Genomic DNA, 25984 nt, shown 5'->3' with positions numbered 1-25984 from the left:
TCGACCCGACGGCATGACCGCCCCCGTGCGGGGCCGACCCGACATCGTCGTCACCGGCATCGGCATGGTCACACCGGCCGGACTGACCACCGGACTGACCTGGAAGGCCACGTGCGCCGGTGTGTCCCCTGCCGTGGAGGATCCCCGGCTGGCCGGCCTCGGTGTGCCGTTCAGCTGCGCCGTGACCGGCTTCGACGCACAGCAGGAGCGCGGTGACGAGGCCCACCCGATGGATCTCTTCACCAGGTTCGCCGTCGCCGCGGCACGCGCCGCTGTCGCCGACGCGTCCTTGACCGACGGCTCCTGGGACCCCTCCCGGGTCGGCGTCGTCCTCGGCACCGGCATCGGCGGACAGCGGATCTGGCAGGAGCAGTGGCTGCGACTGGCGGACCAGGGACCGCACGCGGTCGACGCGCTGACCGTCCCGAAGGCGCTCGACAACATCGCGGCCGGCACCGTGGCCTGCGACATGGGCCTGCAAGGCCCGTCCCTGACCGTGTCCACGGCATGTGCGTCCGGAACGACTGCCGTGGGCACGGCCCTGGACCTGTTGCGCGCGGGCCGCTGCGACGTGGTCCTCGCCGGTGGCACCGAGGCTGCCGTGACCCCCTTGGTCGCCACCGGTTTCGACCGCCTCAAGGCGCTCTCCCGGCGCTTCGAGGACCCGGCCCGGGCGTCCCGGCCGTTCGACGCGGGCCGCGACGGCTTCGTCCTGGGCGAGGGAGCAGCCGTGCTCGTCCTGGAACGCGCAGAGGACGCCCAGGCCCGAGGCCGACGCGGATACGCGCGGCTGCTCGGATACGGCGCCTCCTCCGACGCCCATCACCTGACCGCTCCCGACCCCGAGGGGTACGGCGCCCGGCTGGCCCTGCGGCAGGCTCTGGCGGACGCAGGGGTCGGCACCTCGGAGGTGACCCTCGTCAACGCCCACGCGACCAGCACCCCGCAGGGTGATGCCGTCGAGGCACGGCTCATCGAGGGGATGTTCGGCACGGAGGTCGCCGTCACCTCCACCAAGGGCGTGACCGGGCACATGCTGGGCGCGGCGGGAGCGGTCGAGGCCGCGTTCACCGCGCTGTCGATCGAGCAGGGACTCATACCGCCCACCGCCAACTTCGAGAGCACCGACCCGGCTCTGCCCGATATCGACATCGTGTACGGCGGACCCCGGCACACCCCGGTGTCCGTGGCGGTGAGCAATTCGTTCGGCTTCGGAGGCCAGAACGCGGTCGTCGTGCTCGGCAGCGTCTGAGCCGGACGCCCCGGCCGGACGATACCGGACACCCGCCTGCCCGGGCTGGTCTCTCACTGGCTACTCGCCCGGAGAGATCAGCCCGGTCTCGTAGGCGAGTACGACGGCCTGCACCCGGTCGCGGAGCCCGAGCTTGGACAGGATCCGCGCCACATGCGTCTTCACCGTGGACGTGCTCAGGCTGAGCCGCTCCGCCAACTCGGCGTTGCTCAAGCCGGTGGCCAGCAGGCGCAGCACATCCAGCTCACGTGTGGTCAGTTGGGACAGGTCCTGGTGCACCTTGGGCTTCATCTCCGCACGTGGAGAGAAGCGCTCGATCAGACGGCGAGTGATCTTGGGTGCCAGGAGGGCGTCGTTGGCCCGTACGAGCCTCACCGCGGCCACCAGCTGATCGGGGGAGACGTCTTTCAGGAGGAACCCGGCGGCGCCGGCCGACAGGGCCTCGTAGACGTACTCGTTCACGTCATACGTGGTGAGCATGATGACGCGGGTCTGCAGGGAGCTGTCCGCGAGGATCCGGCGGGTCGCCTCGATGCCGTCCATCTCCGGCATCCGAATGTCCATCAGCACCACGTCGGGCCGGGTGCGGCGCACCACCGCGACGGCCTCGCCACCCGTGGTCGCCTCACCCACCACCTCGATGCCGTCCGACATCAGGATCATGCGGAACCCGGTGCGCACCAATGCCTGGTCGTCGACGATGACGGCGCGCAGGTCCGTGCCTGGGGCGTCAGTCACTGGCCGAGGCCTCCCGCCGTTCGTGTTGTCATCACGGCCATATTCTGGACCATCCTCGAGCCTGGGCCCCCGAACGACCTTGGTGCGTACCCGGTCAGCCGACCGGGCTGCGGGTCCCGGAGGCGAGTCCGGAGAGAACGGTGCCGAACTCTTGCCGGCTCGCGTGCCCGACCGTGCACAGGCGTAGTTGAGGCATGCCTGGGTGATGGTACTCGTATGTCCCGGACCGGTCGTCATCGGCGAGGAACGCCAGCCGGTGAGTGCCCGGGGGCTCTTCGGGGTCCACGTGTGTGTCGCGTGCTCCCGCGCCGTGGTGCGCATCCGTCGTGGTGAGAACGAAGGCCACACGCTCCGAGACACTGCGTGCGACGAGTGGGGCGGCAGTCCGGCCGCCGGCGGGTGGGCGGGTGTCCGGGCCGAGGGACAGGCCGAGAACCTCGGCGCAGAAGGCCGCGTAGTCCCTGAGGGGGTTCGCCTCCAGGCGAATAGCGATGTGGTCGTAGCGTCGAATGTGCCCCGTGGGCTCTTCCGGCGCCTTCGGAGAGGCCGTCCACCTGTGACCTGGGGGCGGAGTGCTGGAGTCCGTCGTAGCGGCCGGGAAGAGGGTGTGGGAGACAGCGCCCCATCCTGACACGACCGGAAACCCGTGCGGGGAGCCCGTGACCCGGGCGCCCGAGGCCAGCGCGGCTCGTGCCGTCTCCGACGCGTCGTCGCACGTCACAGCGATGTCGGCGACGCCGTCCCCGTACTCGGACAGCCATTCGCCGGTCGCCCAGCCCGATGTGACGACGAGTTGGGCGTCGCCCTGCCGCAGTAGCACGGAACTCCGGTCGACGGCCACGGAGTCCGCGACCCGTGTGAAACCCATGCCGGAGACGAAGAAGTCAACGGTGGCGATTTTGTCTCTCGTGTACAGCTCGACATGCGATATGTCTCGCACAGCCATCGGCAAGGCTCCTGGGAGTGGGAGGTGTTGCAGAGCTGGGCAGGGAATCGATCGATTGCCACAGCTGACGGAAAGGTGGTTCCAGTCCGTGACGAAGCAGGATGCCCGGCAGGGAGGTAAGCAATCAATCACCGGATCTTCCGAGTTCAGCGGCGTGTGCAACTGCGGCACTGCCAGTTGCACACGCCGCTCCTTCCCCGTCGGCTGCCCATGGGCGATCGGAACCGTTCGGCAGTACTACATCTCCGGACCGATACGGTCTGCGGAATCTAGCCCGAAGGACCGACGGAACGGGGCCGAGACGGTGATTGGATGGTGCGCATGAGTTCGTCGCATCGGCGGAAGGCGCCGCCCGCGATGCGTGGGATGTGGCTTCGAGAGCCTGGACTCAGGGCGGGAAGCTGGAAAATGCCCGGGCCGTCAGCTGCATGCTTTTGAGGGAGCGGACTGTTCTCGTTCCTCCAACTGCTGTGCCAGCTCCAGCCAACTGGCCGCGAACTGGCGTGCCAGACTGCCTATCGACTTACCGCAGTGTGGCGGCACGGCAGCCGCCAGGCTGGGCCACTGCGTCACCGCGTTCTGCTGGAGCAGCCGCAAAAGGTGACGGCCGTCCTCTTTGAGGCGCAGGGATGGATCGCGTGCCAGCTTGTCGAGCAGAGGGCCCGGGGCGTTCGCAGCCGGAGAAGCCCGGCGCCCCTGCCTCGGCACTGTCCGGGGCGAAGGGACGACGAGTTCGTCGCCGGGAACGGCGGCCGGGGCGGTGGACCCGGGGCTCGAGTCCTCAGAGGCCGCGCCGGCTTCCATGCGGGTCGGGGCGGGAGGCTCGCCGGATCTGAGGCGCCTGCGCACATCACTCGCGGTGGCCGGCGAGATTCCGGCCAGCCGGGCGATTTCTCGTAACGACGCCTCGGGGTTCTGGGTGATCACTTCGGCGGCTTTCCGCCTGCCCTCGGTGCTGTTCAGCGGGCGCACGCGTCCGTCCTGGCCCACGCGGGTGTTCAACTGTGCGGTGGCGTCAGTTGAACGGCGGCGGATGGCGGCCACCGCCTTGGATCCGAGGCCCGAGACACGGGCGATGGCCCGGTCTGACATCTGCGGGTGCGAGGCGATGATCCGGGAGGCAGCGGAACGCCGGTCGGCGAGTGACAGGGGCAGGCCGTGCGTCACGTTGGCTTCCACAGCCCGCAGGAACGCGTCTTCCGAGGACCCGTCGAAGAACTCGACGTCAATGGTCTCCTGGCCTCTGATGTACGCCGCCAAAAGGCGATGCATGCCGTCGATCACACGAAGGTCGCGCCGGTTGATGAGAATGGGTGGCAGCGGGCCTTCGTGTTCGGCCAACTGGGTCGCGTGCTCCTGATTCAAACCATGCATTCTCGGGGAGTCACCGGGCAGCAGTGCGGCGATCGGAACCGAGACGGTTCCGGAAGCCTTGGTCCCAGGTGTTCTGGCTCCGGGTCTTTGAGTCGAAAGATCGACCGACCTGCTGCGGCCAGAAACGATGGCCCCTGTGTGTGACTCATGCACTGCATTTCCCCCATGGTGGCACGAATTTAATTTATGTGGCGCGTGTGAAATTGCTGCAGGATGTTATGGTGACCTTTGGTTGAGATCGACTCGGGGCGTTCAATTCGATGCTTTTTCAGTTGCCGGCCTGGAGGGCTGGATTTCATGGGTTTCTCCATACCCTCGACTGCATTTAAATGTAGATAAAAGCGCTCTCGATTAAGCCGCCTGAACAATATCATGTAGGTGTGATTTGGACTAGGGATCCTTCTGTGAATGTGATCAGTTTTGGCCGGATTGGCCGTGGTTGGTGCAGGGTCCCGGGAAGAGCCCTGATTGTCCGGTTTGATCATGGGGTGCCGTACAGGGGTGGGGACGGCCTCGGGTCATTGAGCTATTCCCACTGACCGTCGGCCGTCGTCCGTGAGCGCGAGGTGCCTCTCGCGGAACGTCTGCGAAGGATCAGGGAGCAAAGAGACCTCTCCTCAGACGGCAAGAGCGCTGGCTCGGTCCTGATTTCGGCCGTACACAACTGCAAGCAGCGAAGTCCCCCCCGGGGACATCCCAGGGACTTTTCAGGGACTTTCACGTCTGTCTCAGGGAGGTTCCAGGGACTTTCCGCCGCGTAGGCAGAGAAGGCCCTGACAGCGCTGAAAGATGCGAACGCGCTGGTCAGGGCCCATTCGCCCAAGGGGTGTCCCGCAATTCCTGGCGGGTGCGCGGCGTCAGCTACGGCACCTCGCCGCGTTGTCGGAACGCCCGAATACATCCAGTATGCGGGCGCCCCTCCGCCTTGCGATGCACCGCATCTGACGCCGCGCGCTGATCCACCAGGTATTGCGGGACAGCCCTTTAGCACTCGATGATGTTCACCGCGAGCCCGCCCCGCGCCGTCTCCTTGTACTTCACGCTCATGTCCGCGCCCGTCTCCTTCATGGTCTTGATGACCTTGTCGAGGGAGACCTTGTGGCTGCCGTCGCCGCGCAGCGCCATCTTGGCGGCGGTGACGGCCTTCACCGCCGCCATCCCGTTGCGCTCGATGCACGGGATCTGGACGAGGCCGCCGACCGGGTCGCAGGTCAGGCCGAGGTTGTGCTCCATGCCGATCTCGGCGGCGTTCTCGACCTGCTCGGGGGTGCCGCCCAGGACCTCGGCGAGGGCGCCCGCGGCCATGGAGCAGGCGGAGCCGACCTCGCCCTGGCAGCCGACCTCGGCGCCGGAGATGGAGGCGTTCTCCTTGAACAGCATGCCGATGGCACCGGCCGCCAGCAGGAAGCGGACGATGCTGTCGTCCTTCTCCGTCTCGGTGGCGCCGCCGGCCGCGAAGTTCATGTAGTAGTGCAGCACCGCGGGGATGATGCCGGCGGCGCCGTTCGTCGGGGCGGTGACGACGCGGCCGCCCGCGGCGTTCTCCTCGTTGACCGCCATCGCGTAGAGGGTGATCCACTCCATCGCGTGGGTCTGCGGGTCGCCCTCGGCCCGCAGCTGGCGGGCGGTGTTCGCGGCACGGCGGCGGACCTTGAGGCCGCCGGGGAGGATGCCTTCGCGGGACATGCCGCGCGAGACACACGCCTGCATGGCGCGCCAGATGCCCAGTAGGCCGGAGCGGATCTCGTCCTCCGTGCGCCAGGCGCGCTCGTTCTCCAGCATCAGCGAGGAGATCGACAGACCGGTGTCACGGGCGAGGCGCAGCAGCTCGTCGCCGGTACGGAAGGGGTGCTTGAGGACCGTGTCGTCGAGGACGATCCGGTCCTCGCCGACAGCGTCCTCGTCGACGACGAAGCCGCCGCCGACCGAGTAGTACGTCTTCTCCAGGAGCAGGGCGCCCTCGTGGTCGTACGCGAAGACCGTCATGCCGTTGGCGTGGTACGGCAGCGCCTTGCGGCGGTGCAGGATCAGCTGCTTGTCGGCGTCGAAGGCGATCTCGTGCATGCCGAGGAGGTTGAGCCGGCCGGTGGTACCGATCGCCTCGACCCGGTCGTCCGCCGTTTCGACGTCGACGGTACGGGGGGACTCGCCCTCCAGGCCGAGCAGGACGGCCTTGGGGGTGCCGTGGCCGTGGCCGGTGGCACCGAGGGAGCCGAAGAGCTCGGCGCGTATCGAGACGGTGTGGGCGATCAGGCCCTCGTTCTTCAGGCGGCGCGCGAACATACGGGCCGCGCGCATGGGGCCGACCGTATGGGAGCTGGACGGGCCGATGCCGATCGAGAACAGGTCGAAGACCGAGATGGCCACGGGTGACTCCTAAGCATTGGTAGACGTCGTTGTCTGCCGGGTGGTGCGGTACGGGCGGGGTGGGCCCGAAGAGCAGGGGGCAAGAGGTGGGGCACCGCGCTCACTGTTCAGTGTGCGCGGTGCCCCTCCCCAACGTGCAAATACGCTGGTCCGGACTACTTCAGGCCGGGGTACAGCGGGAACTTCTCGGCGAGCGCGACGACGCGGGCCTTGAGGTCGTCCGCGTCGTACGAGGGCTTCAGCGCCGAAGCGATGATCTCGGCGACCTCGGTGAAGTCCTCGGCCTGGAAACCGCGGGTGGCGAGTGCGGGCGTGCCGATCCGCAGACCCGAGGTGATCATCGGCGGCCGGGGGTCGTTGGGGATGGCGTTCCGGTTGACCGTGATGCCCAGCTCGTGGAGCCGGTCCTCGGCCTGCTGGCCGTCCAGCTCGGAGTTGCGCAGGTCCACGAGGACGAGGTGCACGTCCGTGCCGCCGGACAGGACGGAGACGCCCACCTCGGTGACGTCCGGCTGCACCAGACGCTCGGCGAGGATGCGGGCGCCGTCCAGGGTGCGCTGCTGGCGCTCCTTGAACTCCTCGCCCGCCGCGACCTTGAACGAGACCGCCTTGGCCGCGATCACGTGCTCCAGCGGTCCGCCCTGCTGGCCCGGGAAGACCGCCGAGTTGATCTTCTTGGCGAGTTCCTGGGTGGAGAGGATCACACCGCCGCGCGGACCGCCGAGGGTCTTGTGCGTGGTGGTCGTGACGACGTGGGCGTGCGGCACCGGGTTGGGATGCAGGCCCGCGGCGACGAGACCGGCGAAGTGCGCCATGTCGACCATCAGGTACGCGCCGACTCCGTCCGCGATACGGCGGAAGGCGGCGAAGTCCAGCTGGCGGGGGTAGGCGGACCAGCCGGCCACGATCAGCTTCGGCTTGGACTCCTTGGCGAGGCGCTCGACCTCGGCCATGTCCACGACGCCGGTGTCGTCGACGTGGTAGGGGACCACGTTGTAGAGCTTGCCGGAGAAGTTGATCTTCATGCCGTGGGTCAGGTGACCGCCGTGGGCCAGGTTCAGGCCCATGATCGTGTCGCCCGGCTTCAGCAGCGCGAACATCGCGGCGGCGTTGGCCTGCGCACCGGAGTGCGGCTGCACGTTCGCGGCCTCGGCGCCGAAGAGCGCCTTGATGCGGTCGATCGCGATCTGCTCGACCACGTCGACGTGCTCACAGCCGCCGTAGTAGCGGCGGCCGGGGTAGCCCTCGGCGTACTTGTTGGTCAGGACGGAGCCCTGGGCCTCCATGACCGCGACCGGAGCGAAGTTCTCCGATGCGATCATTTCGAGGGTGGACTGCTGACGGTGGAGCTCGGCGTCGACAGCGGCGGCGACGTCCGGGTCCAGCTCGTGGAGGGAGGAGTTCAGAAGCGACATCAGGTGGTCCCTTGGGGTCTCAGTTGCCGGAGAACGTGGTGTACTCGTCGGCGGAGAGCAGGTCCTCCGGCTCCCCCGCGACGCGTACCTTGAACAGCCAGCCGCCTTCGAAAGGAGCGGAGTTCACCAGCGACGGGTCGTCCACCACGTCCTGGTTGGCCGCCGTGACCTCGCCGGTCACCGGCGAGTACAGGTCGCTGACGGACTTGGTCGACTCCAGCTCGCCGCAGGTCTCGCCCGCGGTCACCGTGTCACCGACCTCGGGAAGCTGGACGTAGACGACGTCACCGAGCGCGTTGGCCGCGTGCTCAGTGATGCCGATCGTGGCCACACCGTCCTCGACGGCCGACAGCCACTCGTGCTCCTTGCTGTACCGCAGCTGCTGGGGGTTGCTCATGACCTGAATTCTCCTGTACGCGGGGGAGTGCTGATGAACGGTGGTCTTACGGTGTGAGACGCGACTGCGTCACTTTCCGGGCGCGCGCGGACGCTACTTCTGCCGCTTGTAGAACGGCAGTGCCACGACCTCGTACGCCTCGTGGCTGCCGCGGATGTCCACCGCGACGCCCTCGGTGCCGGGTGCGGCATGGGCGGCGTCTACGTACGCCATGGCGATCGGCTTGCCGAGCGTGGGGGAGGGCGCGCCCGAGGTGACCTCGCCGATGACCTGGCCGTCCGCGACCACGGAGAATCCGGCGCGCGGCACCCGGCGGCCCTCGGCCACCAGGCCGACGAGCTTGCGGGGCGGGGCGGTCTCGGCGCGCTCGGCGGCGGCCTCCAGGGCCTTGCGCCCGACGAAGTCGCCCTCCTTCTCGAACTTCACGACCCGGCCGAGACCGGCGTCGAACGGCGTCAGCGCCGTGGTCAGCTCGTGCCCGTACAGCGGCATGCCCGCCTCCAGGCGCAGCGTGTCGCGGCAGGAGAGCCCGCACGGGATCAGCCCACGCGAGGCACCCGCCTCGGTGAGCGCCCGCCACAGGGCCTCGGCGTGCCCGGGGGCGACGAACAGCTCGAAGCCGTCCTCGCCGGTGTAGCCGGTACGGGCGATCAGCGCGGGGACGCCGGCGACCGTGCCGGGCAGCCCGGCGTAGTACTTCAGGCCGTCCAGGTCGGCGTCGGTGACGGCCGCGAGGATGGCGGGGGACTCGGGGCCCTGGACGGCGAGCAGCGCGTACGCGTCGCGGTCGTCGCGCACCTCGGCGTCGAAGCCGGCGGCGCGGGCGGTGATCGTGTCCAGGACGAGCTGGGCGTTGCCGGCGTTGGCGACCACCATGTACTCGGTCCCGGCCAGGCGGTAGACGATCAGGTCGTCCAGGATTCCGCCGTCCTCGGCGCAGATCATCGTGTAGCGGGCGCGGCCCACGGAGACGGTTCCGATGTTGCCGACGAGCGCGAAGTTCAGCAGCGCCACGGCCTCGGGGCCGGTCACGGTGATCTCGCCCATGTGCGAGAGGTCGAAGAGGCCGGCCTTCGTGCGGACGGCGTTGTGCTCGTCGCGCTCACTGGCGTACCGCAGCGGCATGTCCCAGCCCGCGAAGTCGGTCATGGTGGCGCCGAGCGAACGATGGAGGGCATCGAGGGCGGTGAGACGGGGGGCGGTGCTCATGGACAAAGGCTCCCAGGGCATGACGACGAGGACGATCCCTCCCCATCTGTCATCGGAACCTGAGAGGTTCGCCGAAAGACCCCGCACGGGTTCGTTCGGCTTGCACCTTGGGTGGAGCCGCGGGGCGGCTCGCTTTTCAGATCTGCCTCATCCACGCGGTACGGGGCCTGAGAGATTCAAGGGAGGATCTTGCTCCTTCGGCGCCCGGCACAGGGTGGCCGGGACTCTCCCGCGCGGATTCGAGCGGCCTTTATGCAGTTGACGGGGTCATCATCGCACGCATTGCGGAAGAGTGGGGGGCCGGTGCGCGATGCCGGTCTCCTGACGGATCCGGCGGGTCGATCGGTTGTGCCGCATTACCTTTTCTTTACACTTCTTGGGCAGGTGTGGGTCAGCCGACAGGGGGAGGGCGATGACGTTGCAGCGGTACGCGACGACCGCGGGGGTCGCGCACGGCGCACTGCCCGAGCAGCCGGGTGTGCCGGTCCGGGAGCGGGTGGGCCCGCACGCGCCCGTCGTACGGGATCTCCGGGAGCGGGGCGGGCGCAGCCCGCGCAGCCTGCGCTTCACGACGGGCGACGTGGTGGTGGTCTCCGGGCTGCCCGGCAGCGGCAAATCGACCCTCATCGCGCGGACCGTCGCCGCGCACGCCATCGACTCCCAGGACACCAGGGACCGCTGGGCGGCCCGGCTGCCCCGGTTACTCCCGTACGCCCTCTACCGACCGCTCGTCCGCGTCGCCCACTACTGGGGGCTGTGGCGGGTGCTGCGCTCCGGCGTGTCCGTCGTCGTCCACGACTGCGGCACCCAGGCCTGGGTGCGTGGCTGGCTGGCCCGTGACGCCCGGCGGCGCGGCCGCATCCTTCACCTCGTCCTGCTCGACGTCACCCCGCGGACCGCGCGGGAGGGGCAGCGCGAGCGCGGCCGGGGAGTCTCCGGTTACGCGTTCGCCCGGCACCGCAGGGCCGTGCGGCGGCTGCTGCGGGACACCGAGTCGGGTCTGCTGCCCTTCGGCTGCGCCTCGGCGGTGCTGCTGGACCGGGAGGCGGCGGGGCTGCTGAGGCGGATCACGTTCGCAGACGCACAGGGCGAGGGCTGAGACAAAGCTGTCCGAAGACTGGACAGGCGGTGCACAGCCGAGGGGAACGCAGGCCGTGCGAAGGCTGTCCGGCCGTGTACGGCGGACGGGGAACCGGGGAGCGGCGCTAATCTCTTGCTGCACGACATGGGTGAGAGGGAGACAGTGGACATTCCGGCACCGGCCCAAGCCCATCCGCAGGGCGGATGGCCGGCCAACGAGCTCGAAGAAGTACTGAGCGCCTCGCTCGGCAGTCCGGATGCGGGCGGCCGGCTGGTGGAGGTGCTCGGCCGCAGCCACCTCTGGGTGCCCCTGCCCAACGGGGGCTCGGCGGACTCCACCGACCTGGATCTGTCCACGCTGGACATCGACGGCGCGCCGTACGTCCCCGTGTTCAGCTCCGAGCAGCAGTTCCTCGCCTGCGCCGGCGCCCATATGTCGTTCACCGTGGCACCCGCCCGCGAGTTCGCCCGGGGCCTGCCCCCGCAGCTCGGCATCGCGGTGAACCCGGGCGGCGCGGTCGGCATGCCGCTGCCGCCGCCCGCCGTCGCCGAGCTCTGCCGGGCCGGACGCACCCCGCTCGACGGCCCCTCCAGCGGCGGCCGGGTCCGGCTGTACGAGCCGGACTGGCAGGAGGAGCCCGTCGACTTCCTCTCCGCCGCCGCCGGGGAGTTCGAGGCGAGCGGCGTCGTGCTCAGTGCCCGTCGCGCCCTTGCCAGCATCGAGGGCGGTGCCCCCGTTCTCTTCGTCGGCGTCGAGTTCTCCACCTGGGACGGCGCCGGGCGCAACGCCCCCATGGACGCCCTGGGCCGGGCGCTGGGACGCGTCGAGGTGCCCTGGCCGGTCAACCTGGTACTGCTCGACGTGGCCCAGGATCCGGTGGCCGACTGGATGCGGGCCCGGGTGCGTCCCTTCTACCGGCGCCCCGCCGAGTAGCCGTACGGCAAGAGGGCCGGTGCCCGGGGCCGACGGCTCAGGCCCTGGAGTCAAGTCGGTGTCAGGGCCGCCGCATAAGCTGGTTTGATGGCTGGTGCCTCGGCACCGCGCCGTCCCCGAGGGCCCGGGAGCGGCAGGCCGAGACGTTGGATCGATGAGGGGCGGGACCCAGGGTGAGTGCGGCAGGCAGCGCGGCGGCCGGGCAGGTCGAGCACATGCTGCGCCAGGTGACGCCCGGGCGCTACGACGCGTACGAGGCGCTCCTCCAGGCCCTGGCGGCGGACCGGATCTGGATGCTGCTCTGGCACGGCCGGGCCGGCTCGCCCGACGCCCAGTACGGCAACATGGAGATCGACGGCCTCGGCTACGCCCCCTGCGTCACCTCCGCCCAGGAGCTCTCCGCCAGCGGCTGGAACCGGGACCACGAGGTCGTGGACGGCCGCGACATCGCCCGCGCCCTGTTCCCCGACCGCTGGGGCATCTGGCTGAATCCGCACGCACCGGGCGGCGGCGTGGGCATCCCCTGGCTGGACTTGCGCCGGATCGCCACCGGCCTCGACCGGATGCCCGCCGGTCCGCTGCGGATCAGTGAACCCGCCATCGAGATTCCGCAGTTCTACGCCCAGCTCACGCAGAACGCCCACCACACCCCCGCGATCCGCTCGTTGCGCCGCGCCTGGGTGCAGCCCGCGCTCGGCGCCGCGTACCTCGCCGTCGGACTCGATCTGTACGACACGAGCGCGCCGTCCGTCGACGCCGTGCGGGCGATGATGCAGCAGTCCATCGGCGCGGTGCCGGAGGGGCTCCCGGTCTCCACGGTCGCGATGGCCGACGCGTACGACCCGGTCGCGATGTGGCTGCGCGCCAACTCCCGTCCGTTCTACGACCGTGAGCCGCACGCCCAGGCCGGCCGGGGCGCCGCCGTCGCTCCGGGTTACGGCTACCCGCACCCTCCCGGCCCCGCCCCGCGCGCCTATTAGCCCAATCGGGCTCCGTCCCAGGTCGGGACAAACAGCTCCCCGGCGGACAAGGCATCCGTGAGGGTCACCCAAATAGCCACCCAATGGCGCCTGTTGGGCGTCATGTCCGTTCTGGTGGATTAGCGGCCGAGTGGTCCGCTCACTCGATCAAGCTGTCCGGATAACGGAAGCTCACTGACCGCATCACGTTTGAGCAAACATTCCCCGCCAGGTCTGGCGGGTGATCGCAACGGCATTGAAGACTCCCGGCTAGTGGGGATCGTCCGCCCTTTGTACGAGGTTGCGCCGACAGTCATTCCACGGACACGTCCATCGCACCGAACACATCAGCCGAGTCAAGCGCCCCGGCTGAAACGCGCCAAGCCGTCACTACGGCGAGCAAGGGCCGGCCACCGCCGGCGGGAGGGGTCAGAGGCACTGTGACCGCACCGATCGAGACCACCGGTTCGGCTGCCCAGGCGCAGCCGGAGGCAGTACTCACGGGAGTCAAACAGAGCCAGATCGAAGGCCGTTCGCTCGGGAAGATCGCCTGGACGCGCTTCAAGCGCGACAAGGTGGCGGTGACGGGCGGCATCGTTGTCATCCTGCTGATCCTGCTCGCCGTGCTCTCCAAGCCGATCCAGGCCGTCTTCGGGCTGGACCCCAACGAGTTCCACCAGGACCTCATCGACCCCGCGCTGCTCGCACCCAAGGGCGACTGGGGCGGCATCAGCTGGAGCCACCCGCTGGGCGTCGAGCCGCAGTACGGCCGCGACATCATGACCCGGATCATCGAGGGCTCCTGGGTGTCCCTGGTCGTCGCGGTGGGAGCCACCCTGCTCTCCGTGGTGATCGGCGTCTTCTTCGGTGTGGTGTCGGGCTTCTACGGCGGCTGGGTGGACACCGTCATCAGCCGCATGATGGACACCTTCCTGGCGTTCCCGCTGCTGCTCTTCGCGATCTCCATCTCGGCGGCACTCCAGGACGGCGCCTTCGGCCTGGAGGGACTGCCGCTGAGGATCGCGGTCCTGATCTTCGTGATCGGTTTCTTCAGCTGGCCGTACATCGGCCGCATCGTCCGCGCCCAGACCATGAGCCTGCGCAATCGCGAATTCGTCGAAGCCGCAAGGTCGTTGGGTGCCCGAGGGCCCTTCATCCTCTTCCGGGAGCTGCTGCCCAACCTGGTGGCGCCCGTTCTCGTCTACTCCACGCTGCTCATCCCCTCGAACATCCTCTTCGAGGCGGGCCTCAGCTACCTCGGCGTCGGTATCGCGCCCCCGCAGGCATCCTGGGGCGGGATGCTCACCAACGCGATCGACTTCTACCAGAACGACCCGATGTACATGATCGTGCCGGGCGTGGCCATCTTCGTCACGGTGCTGGCGTTCAACCTGCTGGGAGACGGGCTGCGTGATGCCCTCGATCCTCGTAGCAAGTAGTGCCCGGGTGTTCGTCACAACGTCGTGCGACAAGCCACGGCAACCATCGATTGAGGGGAATTTCCTCAGGTGAAGACCAGAAAAACGACAGCGGTGGTCGCCACAGCTGTGGTCCTGATGCTCGGAGCTTCCGCGTGCAACGGCTCCAAGGACGACAACAGCGGCGGCAAGGGCAGTGGCGGTGGCGCCGGCGCCACTGACGCCGCGCTGACCTCGATCGTCAACAAGTCGGACAAGAAGGGCGGGACTCTCAAGCTGGAGATGTCCGACGAGCCCGACTCGCTCGACCCCGGCAACACGTACTACGGCTGGGTGCAGAACTTCGCCCGTCTGTACAGCCGCAGCCTGACCTCCTTCAAGCCGGCCGCCGGCAAGGAAGGCCTGGAGGTCGTCCCGGACCTCGCCGAGGGTCTCGGAAAGGCGAGCCCCGACGCGAAGACCTGGACGTACACGCTGAAGAAGGGTCTCAAGTACGAGGACGGGACCCCGATCACCTCGAAGGACGTCAAGTACGCCGTCGAGCGCTCCAACTTCGCGCCGGAGGCCCTGTCCAACGGCCCGACGTACTTCAAGGCCCACCTCCTCGGCGGCGACAAGTACCAGGGTCCGTACAAGGACAAGAACCCGAATGGCATCGCCTCCATCGAGACGCCGGACGACCTCACGATCGTCTTCAAGCTGAAGGACGCCTTCGCGGACTTCGACTACCTGGCGACCTTCTCGCAGACGGCCCCCGTGCCGGCCGCGAAGGACAAGGGCGCCGACTACGTCAAGAAGATCGTGTCCTCGGGCCCGTACAAGTTCGAGTCCTACGAGGAGGGCCGCGGCGCGACCCTCGTCCGCAACACGAACTGGGACGCGAAGACCGACCCGATCCGCCCGGCCCTGCCGGACAAGGTGACGGTCCGCTTCAAGGTCAAGCAGGAGACGGTCGACAACAACCTGCTCTCCGACAACATCACCGTCGACGGTGCCGGCACCGGTGTCGCCCCGGCGACCCAGCCGAAGGTCCTCACCAAGGCCGACCTGAAGAAGCAGACCGACATCTCGTACGCGGGTGCCACCTCGTACATCGGTCTGAACGTCAACGTCGCCCCGTTCGACAACATCCACTGCCGCAAGGCCGTGCAGTGGGGCATCGACAAGGCGTCGGTCCAGGCCGCGCAGGGTGGCGACCCCAAGGGTGACGTCGCGACGACCCTGCTGCCGCCGACGGTCAACGGCTACGAGAAGTTCGACCAGTACGAGTCCGCCGGCCACAAGGGCGACGAGGCCAAGGCCAAGGACGAGCTGAAGCAGTGTGGCAAGCCGAACGGCTTCGACACCAAGATCTCGGCCCGTTCCGACCGCCCCGCCGAGATGGCCATGGTCACCGCGGTGCAGGCCTCGCTCAAGAAGATCGGCGTCAACGCCGAGATCAAGACCTTCCCGGCCGGCAAGTACTTCCAGAACTTCGCGGGCAACCCGAGCTACGTCCACGCCAACAAGCTCGGCATGATCATGAGCGCCTGGGGTGCGGACTGGCCGACCGGCTTCGGCTTCCTGGACCAGATCATCAACGGCTCGGCCATCAAGCCGTCCGGTGGTAACAACGTCCAGGAACTGAACGACCCGAAGATCAACAAGCTGCTCAACGACGGCATCGCCAACACCGACGACGCCGCCCGCGCGAAGGCCTGGGCCGATGTCGACAGGGCTGTCGCCGAAGGTGCCACCGCTGTGCCGCTGATCTACCGCAAGAACCTGCTGCTCCGCCCGGTTTCCGCGACGAACGTCACGGTCACGCAGGCCTACCTCGGCATGTACGACTACGTGCTGATGGGTTCCGCCAAGTAGGAACGGCCCCGCCTCCCGGGCCGCGCACGCGGCTCGGGAGGCGGCCTCCGGACCCCCAGAATTGTCCCGAAAGGCAGGTGAAGGCACGGTGTCCGAGCGCTTGGGTAATCCCCGGCGAGCAGATACCGGCGCCGGATAGCTGTGGCTGCGTACATCATCCGACGCGTCTTCGGCGCGGTACTGCTGCTGTTGATCGTCAGCGCAGTCACCTTCGCGATCTTCTTCCTCGTTCCCCGACTGGCCGGGCAGACGATGGACCAATTGGCGGCCCAGTACGTGGGCAAGGACGCCAATCCGCAGTCCATCCTCGCGGTCAAACAGAACCTCGGCCTCGACCAGCCGCTGTACATCCAGTACTGGCACTTCATCAAGCAGCTCTTCGTCGGAGCCGACTTCCAGTTCGGCCCCGAGGCCACGCACTGCGGTGTGCCGTGCTTCGGCTACTCCTTCAAGCGCCACGTCGAGGTCTGGCCCGAGCTGACCGCGCGTATCCCGGTCACGTTCTCGCTGGCCGTCGGTGCCGCGGTGATCTGGCTGATCAGCGGTGTGGCGATCGGAGTCGTCTCCGCGCTGAAGCGGGGCTCGATCCTCGACCGCTTCTTCATGGGTGTCGCGCTCGCCGGTGTCTCCCTGCCGATCTTCTTCACCGGCATGCTCGCGCTGGGTGTGCTGACGGTGCAATGGCCCGTCTGGGACGGCGTCAACTACGTGGAGTTCACGGACAGTCCACTGGACTGGGCGTGGAACCTGCTGATCCCGTGGTGCTCGCTGGCCTTCCTCTACTCCGCGCTCTACGCCCGCATCACCAGGGCCGGGATGCTGGAGACGATGGGTGAGGACTACATCCGTACGGCCCGCGCCAAGGGCCTCAAGGAGAGCGTCGTCATCGGCAAGCACGGCCTGCGCGCCGCGCTCACCCCGATCGTCACCATCTTCGGCATGGACTTCGGTCTGCTGGTCGGAGGCGCCGTCATCACCGAGACCGTGTTCTCCTTCCCCGGACTCGGCCAGTACGCCATCAAGAGCGTGCAGGAGAACGATCTTCCGATCGTCATGGGCGTGACCCTCGTGGCCGCCTTCTTCATCGTCATCTGCAATCTGCTGGTGGATCTGGTGTACGCCGCCATCGACCCCAGGGTGAGGCTCTCGTGACTGAGGTTTCCAAGACCGAGACGCCGGGCGAGCCGGTGGCCGGCCGGCGTTCCGACGACGAGGCCTTCCTCTCCGTACGGGATCTGCGCATCCACTTCCAGACCGACGACGGCCTGGTCAAGTCGGTCGACGGCGTCAGCTTCGATGTGAAGCCCGGACAGACCCTCGGCATCGTCGGCGAGTCCGGCTCCGGGAAGTCCGTCACCTCCCTCGGTGTGCTCGGCCTGCACCGTACGGCCCCCAACGCCCGCATCTCCGGCGAGGTCTGGCTGGACGGCGAGGAGCTGATCGGCGCGTCCGACGCCCGGGTGCGCGAGCTGCGCGGCCGCAAGATGGCGATGATCTTCCAGGATCCGCTCTCGGCGATGCACCCGTACTTCTCGGTCGGTTCGCAGATCGTGGAGGCGTACCGGGTCCACAACAAGGTCAGCAAGAAGATCGCCCGCACCCGTGCCGTCGAGATGCTCGACCGGGTCGGCATCCCCGAGCCGCACAAGCGGGTCGACGCCCACCCGCACGAGTTCTCCGGCGGTATGCGCCAGCGCGCCATGATCGCGATGGCCCTGGTCAACAACCCGGAACTGCTCATCGCCGACGAGCCGACCACCGCCCTGGACGTCACCGTCCAGGCGCAGATCCTGGACCTGATCCGCGACCTGCAGAAGGAGTTCGGCTCCGCGGTCATCATGATCACCCACGACCTCGGGGTCGTGGCGGAGATGGCCGACGAGCTCCTGGTGATGTACGGCGGCCGGTGCATCGAGCGCGGCCCTGCGGAGAAGGTCTTCTACGAGGCCAGGCACCCGTACACCTGGGGCCTGCTCACCTCGATGCCGCGCATCGACCGTGAGCAGACCGAGCGGCTGATCCCCGTCAAGGGCCAGCCCCCGTCGCTGATCAACGTCCCCGCAGGCTGCGCCTTCAACCCGCGCTGCCCGTACGCGGACATCCCCAAGGACAACCTCACCCGCACGACGCGTCCCGAGCTGGAGCTGGTCGGCGACGGTCACTTCTCCGCCTGCCACATGGCACCGGAGGAGCGGACCCGGATCTGGACCGAAGAGATTGCGCCGAAGCTGTGAGCGAGGCGCGTGAGGTGAGCGACGTGAGCGAGAAGAAGGATCCGCCGGTGCTGGAGAAGGACGTGAAGATCCCGGAACAGGCCACCGCCCCGCGCGAGCCCCTGCTCAGGGTCGAGGGCCTGGTCAAGCACTTCCCGATCCGCAAGGGCGTGCTGGGACGGCAGACCGCGGCGGTCAAGGCCGTCGACGGCATCGGCTTCGAGGTGTACCCGGGGGAGACCCTGGGCGTCGTCGGCGAGTCCGGCTGCGGCAAGTCGACGATGGGCCGGCTCATCACCCGGCTGATCGAACCGACCGACGGCAAGGTCGAGTTCGAGGGCCGGGACATCACGCACCTGTCCATGGGCAAGCTGCGGCCGATGCGCCGCGACGTCCAGATGATCTTCCAGGACCCGTACTCCTCGCTGAACCCCCGGCACACCGTCGGCACGATCGTCAGCGCGCCGTTCAAGCTCCAGGGCGTCGAGCCCGAGGGCGGGCTCAGGAAGCATGTCCAGGAGCTGCTGTCGCTGGTCGGGCTCAGCCCCGAGCACTACAACCGCTACCCGCACGAGTTCTCCGGCGGTCAGCGCCAGCGCATCGGCATCGCCCGCGCGCTCGCCCTGCGGCCGAAGCTGGTCGTCGCCGACGAACCGGTCTCGGCGCTGGACGTGTCGATCCAGGCACAGGTGGTCAACCTGCTGGACGACCTCCAGGACGAGCTCGGGCTCACCTATGTGATCATCGCGCACGACCTCTCCGTCATCCGCCATGTCTCGGACCGCATCGCGGTGATGTACCTGGGCAAGATCGTCGAGCTGGCGGACCGCAAGTCCCTGTATTCGGCGCCCATGCACCCGTACACCAAGGCCCTGATGTCCGCGGTGCCGGTGCCGGACCCGCGGCGGCGCGGGGCGAAGAGCGAGCGCATCCTGCTCAAGGGCGATGTGCCCTCGCCGATCTCGCCGCCCAGCGGCTGCCGGTTCCACACCCGGTGCTGGAAGGCGACGGAGATCTGCAAGACGCAGGAGCCGCCGCTGATCGCGCTGAAGACCGGCCACCAGGTCGCCTGCCACCACCCGGAGAACGCGCCGGACCAGGCGCCGGGCCAGCAGGCGCCGGCCGGGGCCCGGGAAACGGTCGAGCTGGTCACGGGCGCTCAGGCCGAACCGGAGGCGGCCGCGGAGCCGACGCCGGTCGCCGAGCCGGAGACGGCTTCGAAGTCCGAAGCCGCGACACCGGCGGAAGCCTCCGATGCCTCGGAGGACAGCCCCAAGGAGTAGTACCGGCACAATTGCCCGGTGCTCAACGAACTGTTCACGCCCTCCGTCCAGCATGCGCTCGACATCGTCGGGATCTTCGTCTTCGCGATCTCCGGCGCTCTGCTCGCCGTACGCAAGAACTTCGATGTCTTCGGCATCGCGGTGCTCGCCGAGGTGACCGCGCTGGGCGGGGGGCTGTTCCGTGACGTGATCATCGGCGCGGTGCCGCCCGCCGCCTTCACGGACCTCGGGTACTTCACCACCCCGCTGCTCGCGGCCGGCCTGGTCTTCTTCCTGCACCCGCAGGTCGAACGGATCCAGCTGGGCGTCAACATCTTCGACGCGGCCGGCCTCGGGCTCTTCTGCGTCACGGGGACGGTGAAGGCGTACGACTACGGCCTCGGGCTCACCGCGTCGGCCGCGCTCGGCCTGGCCACCGCGGTCGGCGGCGGTGTGCTGCGCGACGTGCTGGCCAACGAGGTGCCGTCGCTGCTGCGCTGGGACCGCGACCTGTACGCGGTGCCCGCCATCGTCGGGGCGACCATGATTGTCCTCTGTATCCGCTTCGGCGCGCTCAACGCCTTCAGCAGCGGCTGCGCGGTGCTCACGGCATTTGTGCTGCGGCTGCTGGCGCTGCGCTACCACTGGCGGGCCCCGCGCGCCTACAACCGGCGCTCGGCGACGCCGGACGAGGGATAGGCCCGCACTGTCCCGTCCCGCCCTCCTTCGCTCCGATCCGCCGTCACCCGTACCGTCATCTCGGCGACCCGATAAAGCTACCGCTCAGTAATGCAATCGGTGTACGGTGCATGCCATGGCACAGGCAGCAGAGCAGGCGGCACCGACCGCGCAGGCGACCCTCGGGGACAGTGAGTTCGACCGGGACACCGCCGTCACCCTCCGCGAGGAAGGCGTCTACGACGCCGAGCTCTCCGCGGGCTGGACGATCTTCGGCGCGGTCAACGGCGGCTACCTGCTGGCCATGCTCGGTCGCGCACTCGGCGAGGCGCTGCCCCATCCGGACCCCTTCTCGGTCTCGGCGCACTACCTCACCGCGTCCGTGGCCGGCCCCGCGGTCATCCGCACCCAGGCCGTACGCACCGGGCGCACTCTCTCCACCGGCCAGGCCTCCCTCTTCCAGTACGCCGAGGACGGCGCCGAGATCGAGCGCATCCGGGTCATCGCCACCTACGGCGACCTCGATGCCCTGACCGACGACATCCGCACGTCGGCCACGCCGCCGGCCATCCCGCCCCGGGACCACTGCCTGGGCCCGAGCGACGGCCCGGCGCCGATCCCCGGCAGCTCCGCGATCGCGGGCCGGTTGGACATCAAGCTCGACCCGGCGACGGTCGGCTGGGCCATCGGGCAGCCCTCGGGCAAGGGGGAGATGCGCGGCTGGTTCGGACTCGCGGACGGCCGTGACGCCGACCCGCTCTCGCTGCTCCTCGCCGTCGACGCGCTGCCGCCGACCTCCTTCGAGCTCGGGCTCAAGGGCTGGACCCCGACCATCGAGCTCACCACCCACATCCGCTGCCGCCCGGCCCCGGGCCCGCTGCGCGTGTCCATCACCACCCGCAACCTGGCGGGCGGCTTCCTGGAGGAGGACGCGGACGTCTGGGACAGCGCGGACCGGCTGGTCGCCCAGTCCCGCCAGCTCGCCCGCGCCCCGCGCGGCTGACGTTTCGCGTTCCGGGCGGAGGTCACGGCCCTGTGCGGGTGCGTGGAGCCGGGGGCGTCGGGGGGCCGGGTGCGAGGGGCGGGCCGGCGTCGGGCGCGGGCCCGTCCAGCCAGTGCAGGCGGCCGAGGGTGATCAGCCGCAGTCGGCGCCGGGCGACGCGGGCCACCTGTGCGTCGCCGTCCGGGCCGGCATCCAGCATGGCCGACGCGGTGATCACCATGTGGTCGACGTAGAGGCCGCCCAGCATCAGCAGATCCTCCTCGTTCCAGCCCCGTGACCCGGGCTCGTCCGCCAGTGCCGCCGCCACTTCCTCGGCGAACCGCCGAAGCTGGGCGGAGATGGCCTCGCGGACCGGGCCGACTCCGCCGTGCTGTTCGCGGGCGATGAAGCGGAAGTGCGCGGGCTGCTCCCGGACGTGGCGCGCTATCAGCTCGACGCCGCGGTCGAGCCGGAGTTCGCTGTCGCCGGTCTCGGCGAGCATCGCACCGATCATCCCGTGCAGGCTGTCCAGTGTCTGCTCGACCAGAGCCACCCCGAGCGCGGCGATGTCGTCGAAGTGCCGGTAGAAGGCCGTGGGGGTGACTCCCGCGGCCCGCGTCACCTCGCGCAGACCCAGGCTGCTCAGGCTCTGGTGCTCCAGCAGCCCGAGGGCGGCATCCAGCAGGGCCTGGCGGGTCTTCAGCTTCTGGGTCTGCCGGGCGCCGGCGGTGTGACTCATGCCATTCAGTAAACAACTGTTCTCCCGACCGGGGAAGCGGAACCCGGGTTTAGACTGGCAAGTCAGTGAACATTCGTACTCTGAGTTCTCGATCGCCAACTGCCATCCGCCATCCGGCGTCCGTCAATCGACGTCCGTCAATCGCCAATCGCCAATCGTCGAAAGGCTGACCATGATCGCCCTTGTCGCCGCCCTCCTCCTGCTGGGGATCGTGCTGGGAGCGGTGGTCCAGATTCCGCTTCCGTTGTCCCTGGCGTTCGGCGCTCTGATCGGCTGCTGGCTGCTGGTCTTCGCCGTACGCGAGCGGTCGGGGGCGCGCCGCCGCTCCCGGTGACGGCCCGGCCCGTCCGCCGAGGCGCTTTCAGCTCGTCCAGATCCGAAGGAGTCCGCACGATGACACTCACCGCGCTCACCCGTCGCTCCGAGGCCGCCGCCCGGCTGTCCGCCGGCGCCACCCCCGCCCCGGCCGCCCCGTCCCCGGCAGCCGCGCCGGCCGGGCGGTCCACCCGGGACGCCGACGGTCTCGCCGTCGCGTCCTTCGTCCTCGGTGTCGTCGGCCTGCTGGTGATGAACGTCCTGCTCGGACCGGCGGCCATCGTCATGGCGATCGTCGCGCTGGCCCGCTCCACCGCCCGCCGCGGCAGGGCTCTCCTCGGGCTCGCGCTCGGCGTCGCCGACCTGCTGATCCTCGCCTTCCTGGTCACCGGAAACGGCGTCGTGGCCTGGAGCTTCGGCGGCTGACGGCCGGAACTTCGGCGGCCGGCAGAACGCGGATCCTGACGCCCGCCCCACCGCGCCGGGTTCCGGATCGGGCTCCGGATCAGGCCCCGCACCGTGCTCCGGACCAGGTGGACCGGGCGGGCCGGGCCGCGCGCTTCGCGGTGCGCGGGTGCCTGGACCCATGCGCCCGCCGTACGCCCCGCCGCAGGCTCGTAGAATCGAGCGCACCATGGCTTACCTCGACCACGCCGCGACCACGCCGATGCTGCCGGAGGCGATCGCGGCGATGACCGCGCAGCTCGCCGTCACCGGCAACGCGTCCTCACTCCACGCCGCCGGGCGCCGGGCCCGCCGTACCGTCGAGGAGTCCAGAGAGACCCTCGCCGACGCCCTCGGCGCCCGCCCCAGCGAGGTGGTCTTCACCTCCGGTGGCACCGAATCGGACAACCTCGCGGTGAAGGGGCTGTACTGGGCCCGCCGCGACGCCGACCCCCGGCGCACCCGGGTCCTGGCCGGCCCCGTCGAGCATCACGCGGTGCTGGACGCCGTCGACTGGCTCGCCGAGCACGAGGGCGCGACCGTCGAATACCTCCCCGTCGACCGCTACGGCCGCGTCCACCCGGACGCCCTGCGCGAGGCGCTGGTCCGCAACCCCGACGACGTCGCGATGATCACCGTGATGTGGGCGAACAACGAGATCGGCACCATCATGCCGGTACACGAACTGGCCGCGGTGGCCCGCGAGTTCGACGTACCCATGCATGCCGACGCGGTCCAGGCCTTCGGGCAGCTCGACGTCGGCTTCGCCCGCTCCGGGCTGGCCGCGATGACCGTGAGCGCGCACAAGATCGGCGGCCCGTTCGCTGTCGGGGCGCTGCTGCTCGGCCGCGAGTACACCCCGGTGCCCGTGCTGCACGGAGGAGGGCAGGAGCGCCACGTGCGCTCCGGCACCCTGGATGTGCCCGGCATCGCCGCGTTCGCCGTCGCGGGGCGGCTCGCGGCCGACGGGCGCGAGGCTTTCGCCCGGGACATCGGCGGGCTCCGTGACGAGCTGGTCGAGGCCGTCCTGGCGCAGGTCCCCGATGCCCTCCTCGGCGGCGACCCGGCCCCCGGCGGGCGGCTGCCCGCCAACGCGCACTTCACCTTCCCCGGCTGCGAGGGCGACTCGCTCCTGCTGCTGCTGGACGCCCAGGGCATCGCATGCTCCACCGGCTCCGCCTGCACGGCCGGGATCGCCCAGCCCAGCCACGTCCTGCTGGCCACCGGAACCGATCCGGACCTGGCCCGCGGCACCCTGCGCTTCTCGCTGGGCCACACCTCGTCCCGGCAGGACGTCGAGGACGTGGCACGGGCGATCGGCCCGGCGGTGGAGCGGGCGCGGACGGCGGGGCTCAGCTGACGGCCGCCCTCGCGCCGGGCCGCCTCAGACCTTCGCCGCCCGGACCAGCTTCATGTAGCGGTCCCAGTCCCAGCCCTTCCCCGGGTCCGTGTGATCGGTTCCCGGCACCTCCACGTGCCCGATGATGTGCTCGCGGTCCACCGGGATGCCGTATCTCGCGCATATCGCCGCGGTGAGCCGGGCGGACGCCCCGTACATCGCGGTGGTGAAGCCCTGCGGCTGTTCCACGAAGCCCTCGTGCTCGATGCCCACGCTGCGTTCGTTGTAGGAGCGGTTGCCCGCGTGGAAGGCCACGTCCAGTTCGCGGATCATCTGTGTCACATGCCCGTCCTTGCGCACCACGTAATGCGCCGCGGCCCGGTGTCCCGGGTCCTGGAAGACATGGACCGCGCTGTTGAAGCTGCCCTGGGTGACGTGGATGACCACGCGGTCGATGTCGTAGTCGTCGGGGCGGTCCGCGCGCCGCCAGTTCGCCTCGGAGGCCGCCGTCCAGGTGGCCCGTGCGTAATCCACCTCTCCCGGTGTACGCGGTTTCTCCACTCCCGGCAGCCGCCACCAGGCCCGCTTCAGCTGATCCCGCGCAAGCGCCGCCGCACCCGCCGCGGTGACGGCGCCGCCGATCAGCACCGCGCGCCGGCTGATCCCGCTGCCCGTCCCCGATCCTCCGGGGCCGTTGGCGCCCGCCGTCCCGTTGGTCCCCATGTGACCGACAACGCTTATCCGTGAGCTTTCGGTTCCCCGCGACCCGTACCCTGGTGGAGCTATGACTCAGACTTCCCAGCGCCCCCTCCGTGTGCTCGCCGCCATGTCGGGCGGTGTCGACTCCGCCGTCGCGGCGGCCCGCGCCGCCGAGGCGGGCCACGACGTGACCGGTGTGCACCTCGCCCTTTCCGCGAACCCGCAGTCCTTCCGGACCGGCGCCCGGGGCTGTTGCACCATCGAGGACTCCCGTGACGCCCGCCGGGCCGCGGACGTCATCGGTATCCCCTTCTACGTCTGGGACCTCGCGGAACGCTTCCGCGAGGACGTCGTGGAGGACTTCGTCGCGGAGTACGAGGCGGGGCGCACCCCCAACCCGTGCCTGCGCTGCAACGAGAAGATCAAGTTCGCGGCCCTGCTCGACAAGGCGCTGGCGCTCGGCTTCGACGCGGTGTGCACCGGCCACTACGCCACCGTCGTCCTCGCCGATGACGGCAGCCGCGAGCTGCACCGCGCCTCCGACATGGCCAAGGACCAGAGCTATGTGCTGGGCGTCTTGGACGAGCGCCAGCTCGCCCACGCCATGTTCCCGCTCGGCGACACCCTCACCACCAAGGACGAGATCCGTGCCGAGGCCGAGCGCCGCGGTCTCGCCGTGGCCAAGAAGCCCGACAGCCACGACATCTGCTTCATCGCCGACGGCGACACCCAGGGCTTCCTCGCGGACCGCCTCGGCGGCAAGGCGGAGGGCGACATCCTCGACGAGTCCGGTGCGAAGCTCGGCACCCATGAGGGCGCCTTCGGCTTCACCATCGGCCAGCGCAAGGGCCTGCGCATCGGCCACCCGGCTGCCGACGGCAAGCCGCGCTACGTGCTGGACATCTCCCCGGTGAACAACACGGTGACCGTCGGCCCGGTCGAGGCACTCGACGTCACCGCCCTCACCGCGATCCGGCCCCGCTGGTGCGGCACCCCGCCGTCCGGCCCCGGTACGTACACCGCCCAGCTCCGCGCCCACGGCGGCGAGACCGAGGTGAGCGCCGAACTGCTCGACGGTACGCTCCACGTCGCCTTCACCGAGCCGGTACGTGGTGTGGCTCCCGGCCAGGCGGTCGTGCTGTACGACGGGACGCGCGTGGTCGGGTCGGCGACGATCGCCACGACGGTGCGGCGGGAGACGGCGGCCACCGCCTGAGACGGCGGCCACCGCCTGAGAGGGCCCGCGCCGGTGCCGGCACGGGCCCCTACGCGCCGGAGCCGTACGGCACGGTCGTGGACGGGACCCGGTCGCCCCATCTCGTTCCCGCGGGCCGAGTGGGGCGACCCGGGCCGGATCTCGCCGTGCG

General features: G+C 69.5%; 24 protein-coding genes and 1 riboswitch. Of the genes, 15 read left to right on the top strand and 9 right to left on the bottom strand.

The window, feature by feature from the left end; translation table 11 throughout:
* Positions 1-13 precede the first annotated feature (13 nt).
* Positions 14-1252 (top strand): beta-ketoacyl-[acyl-carrier-protein] synthase family protein, encoded by a 1239-nt coding sequence (locus ACZ4LX_RS27195; protein WP_467649716.1) that lies wholly within the window; start codon positions 14-16, stop codon positions 1250-1252.
* 60 nt (positions 1253-1312) lie between these two features.
* On the opposite strand, the gene ACZ4LX_RS27190 is transcribed toward ACZ4LX_RS27195, so the two are convergent.
* The 7 genes from ACZ4LX_RS27190 to gcvT form a co-directional block, all read right to left on the bottom strand.
* Positions 1313-1990, bottom strand: a complete 678-nt coding sequence (locus tag ACZ4LX_RS27190) for a response regulator (protein ID WP_467649715.1) — start codon at positions 1988-1990, stop codon at positions 1313-1315.
* A 94-nt stretch (positions 1991-2084) separates the two neighbouring features.
* A complete protein-coding gene (locus tag ACZ4LX_RS27185) occupies positions 2085-2936 on the bottom strand; it encodes a VOC family protein (protein WP_467649714.1) in 852 nt (283 codons plus the stop codon).
* Positions 2937-3356: 420 nt separating this feature from the next.
* A complete protein-coding gene (locus ACZ4LX_RS27180) occupies positions 3357-4310 on the bottom strand; it encodes a ParB/RepB/Spo0J family partition protein (protein WP_467649730.1) in 954 nt (317 codons plus the stop codon).
* 984 nt (positions 4311-5294) lie between these two features.
* Positions 5295-6677, bottom strand: coding sequence for an L-serine ammonia-lyase (locus tag ACZ4LX_RS27175; RefSeq protein ID WP_467649713.1), 1383 nt, complete (start codon positions 6675-6677; stop codon positions 5295-5297).
* A 155-nt stretch (positions 6678-6832) separates the two neighbouring features.
* Positions 6833-8092: a serine hydroxymethyltransferase gene (gene glyA / locus ACZ4LX_RS27170; protein WP_467649712.1), complete on the bottom strand. Its 1260-nt coding sequence runs from the start codon at positions 8090-8092 to the stop codon at positions 6833-6835.
* A 19-nt stretch (positions 8093-8111) separates the two neighbouring features.
* On the bottom strand, positions 8112-8489 hold the full coding sequence (gcvH, locus tag ACZ4LX_RS27165) for a glycine cleavage system protein GcvH (RefSeq protein WP_467649711.1): 378 nt from the start codon (positions 8487-8489) through the stop codon (positions 8112-8114).
* A 93-nt stretch (positions 8490-8582) separates the two neighbouring features.
* Complete coding sequence (gene gcvT / locus ACZ4LX_RS27160) at positions 8583-9698, bottom strand: glycine cleavage system aminomethyltransferase GcvT (protein WP_467649710.1); 1116 nt, start codon at positions 9696-9698, stop codon at positions 8583-8585.
* Positions 9699-9844: 146 nt separating this feature from the next.
* Positions 9845-9940, bottom strand: a riboswitch (glycine riboswitch).
* Positions 9941-10110: 170 nt separating this feature from the next.
* Between gcvT and ACZ4LX_RS27155 the strand changes: the two genes are divergently transcribed.
* From ACZ4LX_RS27155 to ACZ4LX_RS27110, 10 genes are all read left to right on the top strand, one after another.
* Positions 10111-10797: an AAA family ATPase gene (locus tag ACZ4LX_RS27155; protein ID WP_467649709.1), complete on the top strand. Its 687-nt coding sequence runs from the start codon at positions 10111-10113 to the stop codon at positions 10795-10797.
* 144 nt (positions 10798-10941) lie between these two features.
* Positions 10942-11712, top strand: coding sequence for an enhanced serine sensitivity protein SseB (locus ACZ4LX_RS27150; RefSeq protein WP_467649729.1), 771 nt, complete (start codon positions 10942-10944; stop codon positions 11710-11712).
* A gap of 173 nt (positions 11713-11885) precedes the next feature.
* A complete protein-coding gene (locus ACZ4LX_RS27145; protein WP_467649708.1) occupies positions 11886-12692 on the top strand; it encodes an enhanced serine sensitivity protein SseB C-terminal domain-containing protein in 807 nt (268 codons plus the stop codon).
* A gap of 419 nt (positions 12693-13111) precedes the next feature.
* Positions 13112-14110, top strand: a complete 999-nt coding sequence (locus tag ACZ4LX_RS27140) for an ABC transporter permease (protein WP_467649707.1) — start codon at positions 13112-13114, stop codon at positions 14108-14110.
* A gap of 69 nt (positions 14111-14179) precedes the next feature.
* Positions 14180-15946: an ABC transporter substrate-binding protein gene (locus ACZ4LX_RS27135; protein ID WP_467649706.1), complete on the top strand. Its 1767-nt coding sequence runs from the start codon at positions 14180-14182 to the stop codon at positions 15944-15946.
* 141 nt (positions 15947-16087) lie between these two features.
* Entirely contained in the window at positions 16088-17098 is a 1011-nt protein-coding gene (locus tag ACZ4LX_RS27130; RefSeq protein WP_467649705.1) for an ABC transporter permease, read from the top strand.
* A complete protein-coding gene (locus ACZ4LX_RS27125) occupies positions 17095-18180 on the top strand; it encodes an ABC transporter ATP-binding protein (RefSeq protein ID WP_467649704.1) in 1086 nt (361 codons plus the stop codon). Before ACZ4LX_RS27130 ends, ACZ4LX_RS27125 begins: the two co-directional genes overlap by 4 nt.
* A 50-nt stretch (positions 18181-18230) precedes the next feature.
* Positions 18231-19442 (top strand): ABC transporter ATP-binding protein, encoded by a 1212-nt coding sequence (locus ACZ4LX_RS27120; RefSeq protein WP_467649728.1) that lies wholly within the window; start codon positions 18231-18233, stop codon positions 19440-19442.
* 18 nt (positions 19443-19460) lie between these two features.
* A complete protein-coding gene (locus ACZ4LX_RS27115) occupies positions 19461-20120 on the top strand; it encodes a trimeric intracellular cation channel family protein (protein WP_467649703.1) in 660 nt (219 codons plus the stop codon).
* Between the two features lie 115 nt (positions 20121-20235).
* Positions 20236-21102 (top strand): thioesterase family protein, encoded by an 867-nt coding sequence (locus tag ACZ4LX_RS27110; protein ID WP_467649702.1) that lies wholly within the window; start codon positions 20236-20238, stop codon positions 21100-21102.
* A 22-nt stretch (positions 21103-21124) separates the two neighbouring features.
* Here ACZ4LX_RS27110 and ACZ4LX_RS27105 read toward each other — a convergent pair whose 3' ends face one another.
* On the bottom strand, positions 21125-21820 hold the full coding sequence (locus ACZ4LX_RS27105; protein ID WP_467649701.1) for a TetR family transcriptional regulator: 696 nt from the start codon (positions 21818-21820) through the stop codon (positions 21125-21127).
* 172 nt (positions 21821-21992) lie between these two features.
* Between ACZ4LX_RS27105 and ACZ4LX_RS27100 the strand changes: the two genes are divergently transcribed.
* The 3 genes from ACZ4LX_RS27100 (at position 21993) to ACZ4LX_RS27090 (ending at position 23939) form a co-directional block, all read left to right on the top strand.
* Positions 21993-22154: a hypothetical protein gene (locus tag ACZ4LX_RS27100; RefSeq protein ID WP_467649700.1), complete on the top strand. Its 162-nt coding sequence runs from the start codon at positions 21993-21995 to the stop codon at positions 22152-22154.
* A gap of 59 nt (positions 22155-22213) precedes the next feature.
* The gene (locus ACZ4LX_RS27095) at positions 22214-22561 is read left to right on the top strand and encodes a DUF4190 domain-containing protein (protein ID WP_467649699.1); all 348 of its coding nucleotides are present in this window, start codon (positions 22214-22216) and stop codon (positions 22559-22561) included.
* Positions 22562-22769: 208 nt separating this feature from the next.
* Positions 22770-23939, top strand: a complete 1170-nt coding sequence (locus ACZ4LX_RS27090) for a cysteine desulfurase family protein (RefSeq protein WP_467649698.1) — start codon at positions 22770-22772, stop codon at positions 23937-23939.
* Between the two features lie 24 nt (positions 23940-23963).
* Here ACZ4LX_RS27090 and ACZ4LX_RS27085 read toward each other — a convergent pair whose 3' ends face one another.
* Positions 23964-24641, bottom strand: a complete 678-nt coding sequence (locus tag ACZ4LX_RS27085) for an N-acetylmuramoyl-L-alanine amidase (RefSeq protein ID WP_467649697.1) — start codon at positions 24639-24641, stop codon at positions 23964-23966.
* Positions 24642-24702: 61 nt separating this feature from the next.
* Here ACZ4LX_RS27085 and mnmA point away from each other — a divergent pair, with 61 nt between their 5' ends.
* Entirely contained in the window at positions 24703-25833 is a 1131-nt protein-coding gene (mnmA, locus tag ACZ4LX_RS27080) for a tRNA 2-thiouridine(34) synthase MnmA (RefSeq protein WP_467649696.1), read from the top strand.
* Positions 25834-25984 lie beyond the last annotated feature (151 nt).

The organism is Streptomyces sp. NPDC026062, assembly GCF_055568375.1.
Note: the sequence above shows the minus strand (reverse complement) of the source record. Positions and strands in the feature narration are given on the sequence as shown.